The organism is Cupriavidus sp. SK-3, from assembly GCF_000611145.1.
Lineage (GTDB): Bacteria > Pseudomonadota > Gammaproteobacteria > Burkholderiales > Burkholderiaceae > Cupriavidus.
The window spans coordinates 1-6,324 of record NZ_JFJV02000234.1 but is presented as its reverse complement, the minus strand read 5'-3'; the positions used below and the strand labels follow the sequence as shown (position 1 = coordinate 6,324).

At 63.3% G+C, this 6,324-nt stretch carries 4 protein-coding genes and 1 pseudogene; 2 read left to right on the top strand and 3 right to left on the bottom strand.

Annotated elements, in window-relative coordinates; genetic code table 11:
* Positions 1-43: 43 nt before the first annotated feature.
* The 3 genes from fliN to fliL all read right to left on the bottom strand — a co-directional run bounded on the left by fliN (position 44) and on the right by fliL (position 2,144).
* Complete coding sequence (fliN, locus tag CF70_RS23760; RefSeq protein WP_035870534.1) at positions 44-499, bottom strand: flagellar motor switch protein FliN; 456 nt, start codon at positions 497-499, stop codon at positions 44-46.
* Positions 492-1,499, bottom strand: a complete 1,008-nt coding sequence (fliM, locus tag CF70_RS23755; RefSeq protein ID WP_035870532.1) for a flagellar motor switch protein FliM — start codon at positions 1,497-1,499, stop codon at positions 492-494. Before fliM ends, fliN begins: the two co-directional genes overlap by 8 nt.
* 159 nt (positions 1,500-1,658) lie before the next feature.
* On the bottom strand, positions 1,659-2,144 hold the full coding sequence (gene fliL / locus CF70_RS23750) for a flagellar basal body-associated protein FliL (RefSeq protein ID WP_035870530.1): 486 nt from the start codon (positions 2,142-2,144) through the stop codon (positions 1,659-1,661).
* Positions 2,145-3,098: 954 nt separating this feature from the next.
* Here fliL and CF70_RS23745 point away from each other — a divergent pair.
* Both CF70_RS23745 and acnB read left to right on the top strand, forming a co-directional pair.
* Positions 3,099-3,368: pseudogene (locus tag CF70_RS23745) on the top strand (LysR family transcriptional regulator); the annotation flags it as partial.
* Positions 3,369-3,526: 158 nt separating this feature from the next.
* On the top strand, positions 3,527-6,112 hold the full coding sequence (gene acnB, locus CF70_RS23740; RefSeq protein ID WP_035870526.1) for a bifunctional aconitate hydratase 2/2-methylisocitrate dehydratase: 2,586 nt from the start codon (positions 3,527-3,529) through the stop codon (positions 6,110-6,112).
* Positions 6,113-6,324 lie beyond the last annotated feature (212 nt).

Below are 6,324 nucleotides of genomic sequence, written 5' to 3'. Positions count from 1 at the left end.
CCGGCGGCTAGCGCGGCGGTGGCGGTCCGGCGCGGGCTGGCGTTCATCTGTTGAGCTTCCGGATGCGTTCGGACGGCGTGATGATGTCTGTCAGGCGGATGCCGAACTTATCGTTCACCACCACCACTTCGCCCTGGGCGATCAGGTAGCCGTTGACCAGCACGTCCATCGGCTCGCCGGCCAGGCCGTCGAGTTCCACCACCGAGCCCTGGGCCAGCTGAAGCAGGGTCTTGATCGGCACCTTGGTGCGACCGAGCTCTACCGTGAGCTGGACCGGGATATCGAGAATCATCTCGATATCGTTGTGGAAGGCGCTGGGCGTGTCCTTCGCCAGCGGCTGGAAGACTTTGGAGGCGGCCGGTGTTGCTGTGGCTGGCGTGGCGACCGCCTGGGCAGGCGCGGCGGCAGCGGCGAGGTCCTCGGCGCTGGTCTGCTCCGCCAGGGCACTGGCCCAGTCGTCCATCGGGTCGGCCGGGATGTCCTCTTTGCCGTCAGTCATGGTCGGTTTCCTTGTTGGAATCGATTTCTTGGTGATTGATCATCCGTTCTACCCGCAACGCGTACTGGCCGTTCATGGTGCCAAAGCCAGCCTGCATCACGGGCACGCCATCGACCTTGCCGAAGATCTGCTCGGGCAACTCGATGGGGAGTACATCGCCGACGCGCAGCGCCAGCACATCGGCTACGGTGCTTTCCACGTGGGCAAAGTCGGCTACCAGGTCTACCTCGGCCGCGCGGATCTGCTGCGACAGCTGGGAGATCCAGCGCTTGTCGACTTCGACCTCGTCCTGCAGCGGGTTCATCAGCAGGTCGCGCACCGGCTCGATCATCGAGTACGGGAAGCAGACGTGAAGCTGGCCGCCGACGGCGCCGAGTTCGATATGGAAGGCCGTTGTTACCACCACCTCGCTGAGCATGGCGATGTTGGCAAACTTGGTGTGCATTTCCGAGCGGATGTATTCCAGCTCGATCGGGTGCACCGCCTGCCAGGCGCTGCCATAGCTGGAGAGCGCCAGGTCCAGCAGGCGCCGGATGATGCGCTGCTCGGTCTGGGTAAAGTCGCGCCCTTCCACGCGGGTGTGGAAGCGCCCGTCGCCGCCGAACAGGTTGTCGACCACCAGGAACACCAGGTTGGGGTCGAACACGAACAGTGACGTGCCGCGGAACGGCTTCATGTGCACCAGGTTCAGGTTGGTCGGTACCGGCAGGTTGCGCACAAAGTCGCCGTACTTCTCGATGCGGATCGAGCCTACGGAGATGTCGGCGCCGCGGCGGATGAAGTTGAACAGCTGGGTGCGAAGCTGGCGGGCAAAGCGCTCGTTGATGATTTCGAGCGTGTGCAGCCGGCCGCGCACGATACGCTCTTGCGTGGCCAGGTTGTACGGGCGCACGCCATCCTCGGAGACCGGCGCGGCGACCTCGGGCGTGTCGGTCTCGCCCGACACGCCTTTCAGTAATTCGTCTACCTCGTCCTGCGAGAGGAACTTGTCGTAGGCCATCTAGTGTCCTGCCCCGTGAGTGCCGTGATGAATGAAAGCGACCATTTGCCCGGATTGCCTATGAGCCCGCGCGCTGGCGTTGGCGCGCACGCTGTGAAACGCGCAAGGCGGACAAGGACGGATTCATATCGGATGTACTGGTGGGGCAGGGCAAAGCGCTTACTGCACCACGAAGGAAGTGAATAGGACGTCCAGGATCTGCTGTTTGGGCAGGTTGGGCGCGAACGGCTGGCTGATGGCATTCTGGATTTCCTGGGCCAGCTTGCGCTTGCCTTCCACCGTCGCCAGGTCTGGCGGCTGCTTGGCCGACAGCAGCAGCAAGATGCGGCTGCGGACTTCCGGCAGGTATTCGGTGATGCGCGCCTGGTTCTGCGCGTCCGCCACCTTGAGCGACAAACCGGTATGCAGGAAGCGGTCGCCGTCATCGCTCTTCAGATTGACGGTAAATGCTTCCAGCGGCACAAAAATCGGCGGCGGTACAACCGGTGCGGCCGGCGCGGCCGGTTGGCGGTTGCTCAGGATGTTGCCCAGAAAAAAGCCCCCGGCACCCAGCGCAGCGACGAGCACGACGCCGAGAATCAGCAGCAGTCGCCCGCGCTTGCTCGTGTTGCCGTCAGCCTGGGAAGAAGTGAGCGTATTCGCCATGAGATGCCTGTATCGGAATGCCCTGCCATTCTTGAGGGAATCAGGGGCAAGCAAAGGGCCGAAAAAAAGGGTGAAACCCGCTCAGCTTGGCCCTTTGAGCCGAGCAGGTCTTGTCATCCGAGCGATGCGGATGGTCTTACAGGGGTTAACGAATGGCGGACACGGAACTTGAGCGGGATGTTCAAGGAAAACCCGCACTGGGAGCCGGACAGCGGGTGACGCCGGGGGCGGGCGGCCGATTCGCCGTCCCTTGGGCGAGCCGGAGCGGCCGGTCAGCCGCCGCCCGCGCCGCCGTGCGTCGGGTTGGGGGATGCTGCCAGGCTATTGATTGGAAAGGGATTTTCCTGTGGCCAGGTATCGGTGGGACCAGGCGCCCGGTGGATTTCCCCGGCCGCGATGGCGATCAGGGCGCCGGCTGCGGCGCTGAGCGGCCGCAGCGGGTGGCGACCGTGCCGGGGCAGCCCACGGCGCCCCGATCCGCAGCGGTGCGTGTGACTGAGGGGCGCTCAGGAGCCTCGGCAGGCTGGCGGGAATACGCACCAGTCGCCGTCCCGGTGCCGGAAGAAGACGATGGCGAGTGAACCGGCGGGGCGGTTGACTTCCGCGTGCACCCGCCCGACGTGCCGGGCGGGTGCACGCGGGTGATCCTGGCGTCGCCCGTGGACCCCAGCCACTTGTGGACCAAGGCGCGTAGCGACGTGGGGCGGCCGATTGCATTTCACACTCCTTCGGTTCATGCGGCCCGCCTGCGGCCTTATGGCCGGGGCTGGCCTGTGTCAGCGGATGCTGACAAATCGGTAGCCGATCCGCCGTGCCGGGCCCGTTTCCTGTGCAATATTGGCCGCGCTCAGCCCAGGTCGCCGCCGCCTGCCGGCAGGACCGTGCCCGTGTGTACGAGGCCTCGTCGGACGCAAGGAACAGGGTGGCGCGCACTTGTTCGTCGATGGTGCCGTGCGCATCCATGAGGCGCGCGAACTGTAGATCGCATTGGGGCTGGTGGCGGCGGGGGAGGGTATTTCGATCGTCCCGAGCAGCGTGCACGGCCTCAAGCGGGACGACATCAGCTACAAGGAACTGGACGATCCCAACCTGGTGTCGCCTATCATCATGAGCACGCGCAGCCTTGATGAGACCGAGGAGATCAGCGCCATGCTCGACATGATCTACCGGCTGTACGAAGAGGAGAGGCTGGATTTCCTGCCGCCGGGCAAGGAACCGATCTAATGCGCAGAGGTTGCTGCCTGGATGGGGAGGGGCCTGATTTTATTGGGTTTTTTCTTGTTAACTCTTATATAAGATATAAGACGTTTGACCTAAAACGCACTTCGCTTTAAAATCGCGGCACAACCGGTTTTTGCAACCCTATTACTCCGCAGGTTCCCATGCTTGAAAACTATCGCGCCCATGTTGCCGAACGCGCCGCGCTCGGCATTCCCCCTCTGCCGCTGACCGCCAAGCAGACTGCGGAACTGATTGAATTGCTGAAAGCGCCCCCTGCGGGTGAAGAGCAGGTCCTGGTCGACCTGATCACGCACCGCGTGCCGGCCGGCGTGGACGACGCCGCCAAGGTCAAGGCCTCGTACCTGGCCGCGGTCGCGCTGGGCAAGGAAGTTTGCCCGCTGATCTCGCGTGCCAAGGCAGCCGAGCTGCTGGGCACCATGCTGGGCGGCTACAACATCTCCCCGCTGATCGAACTGCTGGACGATGCCGAGATCGGCACCGTTGCCGCCGAAGCGCTCAAGAAGACGCTGCTGATGTTCGACGCCTTCCATGACGTCAAGGAAAAGGCCGACAAGGGCAACGCCAACGCCAAGGCCGTGCTGCAAAGCTGGGCCGACGCCGAGTGGTTCACCAGCCGTCCGGAAGTGCCGCAAAGCCTGACCGTGACCGTGTTCAAGGTCACCGGCGAAACCAACACCGACGATCTGTCGCCGGCCCCGGACGCCACCACCCGCCCGGACATCCCGCTGCACGCGCTGGCCATGCTGAAGAATGCGCGCCCCGGCATCACCCCGGAAGAAGACGGCAAGCGCGGCCCGGTCAAGTTCATCGAATCGCTGAAGGAAAAGGGCAACCTGGTCGCCTACGTGGGTGATGTGGTCGGCACCGGCTCCTCGCGCAAGTCCGCCACCAACTCGGTGCTGTGGTTCACCGGCGAAGACATCCCCTTCGTGCCGAACAAGCGCTTCGGCGGCGTGTGCCTGGGCAGCAAGATTGCCCCGATCTTCTACAACACCATGGAAGACGCCGGCGCGCTGCCGATCGAGCTGGACGTGTCCAGCATGGAAATGGGCGACGTGATCGAGCTGCGTCCCTATGACGGCAAGGCCCTGAAGAACGGCGCGGTCGTCGCCGAATTCACCGTGAAGTCCGACGTGCTGTTCGACGAAGTGCGCGCCGGCGGCCGTATTCCCCTGATCGTCGGCCGTGGCCTGACCGCCAAGGCCCGCGAAGCGCTCGGCCTGGCGCCGTCCACGCTGTTCCGCCTGCCGCACAACCCGGCCGACACCGGCCGCGGCTTCACCCTGGCCCAGAAGATGGTTGGCCGCGCCTGCGGCCTGGAAGAAGGCAAGGGTATCCGCCCGGGCACGTACTGCGAACCGAAGATGACTTCGGTGGGCTCGCAGGACACCACTGGCCCGATGACGCGCGACGAGCTGAAGGACCTGGCTTGCCTGGGCTTCTCGGCCGACCTGGTGATGCAGTCGTTCTGCCACACCGCCGCCTATCCGAAGCCGGTCGACGTCAAGACCCACCACACGCTGCCGCAGTTCATCAGCACCCGTGGCGGCATCTCGCTGCGCCCGGGCGACGGCGTGATTCACTCGTGGCTGAACCGCATGCTGCTGCCCGACACCGTCGGCACCGGCGGCGACTCGCACACCCGTTTCCCGATCGGCATCAGCTTCCCCGCAGGTTCGGGCCTGGTGGCTTTCGCGGCTGCCACTGGCGTGATGCCGCTGGACATGCCGGAATCCGTGCTGGTGCGCTTCAAGGGCAAGATGCAGCCGGGCGTCACGTTGCGCGACCTGGTCAACGCGATTCCGCTGTACGCGATCAAGTCGGGCCTGCTGACCGTGGCCAAGCAAGGCAAGAAGAACATCTTCTCGGGCCGTGTCCTGGAAATCGAAGGCCTGCCCGACCTGAAAGTCGAGCAAGCATTCGAACTCTCTGACGCGTCCGCCGAACGTTCGGCCGCCGGTTGCTCGGTGCGCCTGAACAAGGAACCGATCATCGAATACATCAACAGCAACATCACGCTGCTGAAGTGGATGATTGCCGAGGGCTATCAGGACCCGCGCAGCCTGTCGCGCCGTATCCAGGCCATGGAAGCCTGGCTGGCCGATCCGAAGCTGCTGGAGCCGGATGCCGACGCCGAATACGCCGCCGTGATCGAGATCGACCTGGCCGACGTGCACGAGCCCATCGTGGCCTGCCCGAACGACCCGGACGACGTCAAGACCCTGTCGGAAGTGGCTGGCGCCAAGATCGACGAAGTTTTCATCGGTTCGTGCATGACCAATATCGGCCACTTCCGCGCAGCCTCCAAGCTGCTCGAAGGCAAGCGCGATATTCCGGTCAAGCTGTGGGTTGCCCCGCCGACCAAGATGGATGCCAAGCAATTGACCGAAGAAGGCCACTACGGCGTGTTCGGCACCGCAGGCGCCCGTACGGAAATGCCGGGTTGCTCGCTGTGCATGGGTAACCAGGCACAGGTGCGCGAAGGCGCTACGGTGATGTCGACCAGCACGCGTAACTTCCCGAATCGTCTTGGCAAGAACACCAATGTGTATCTGGGTTCGGCTGAGCTGGCGGCGATCTGCTCGCGTCTGGGGCGTATTCCGACGAAGGAAGAGTACATGTCGGATATGGGTGTGCTGAACGCCAATGGCGACAAGATCTACAAGTATATGAACTTTGATCAGATCGAAGACTTCAAGGATGTGGCGGATACGGTGACGCTGTAAGCGGGTACTGGTTTTCGATAGATATGTTTTGTTTTAAAAGGCCCCTTGCGGGGCCTTTCTTTTATGGGTTATTGGCGGTGTTGGTGGGTGAGCTGGTGCCTTTTTTTTGAGGTTATTTGGTTTTTTTATTGGCGGTGTTGGTTTTTGCATCCAACAGCCGTACGACATCCCCCTGCGGGGGCGCTGTTTGTTTGAGCGGTGTTGGTTTTTGC

Coding starts and splice junctions, on each gene's coding strand:
- fliN (WP_035870534.1), bottom strand. CDS start 499: ATGACTGACGGCAAAGAGGACATCCCGGCCGACCCGATGGACGACTGG.
- fliM (WP_035870532.1), bottom strand. CDS start 1,499: ATGGCCTACGACAAGTTCCTCTCGCAGGACGAGGTAGACGAATTACTG.
- fliL (WP_035870530.1), bottom strand. CDS start 2,144: ATGGCGAATACGCTCACTTCTTCCCAGGCTGACGGCAACACGAGCAAG.
- acnB (WP_035870526.1), top strand. CDS start 3,527: ATGCTTGAAAACTATCGCGCCCATGTTGCCGAACGCGCCGCGCTCGGC.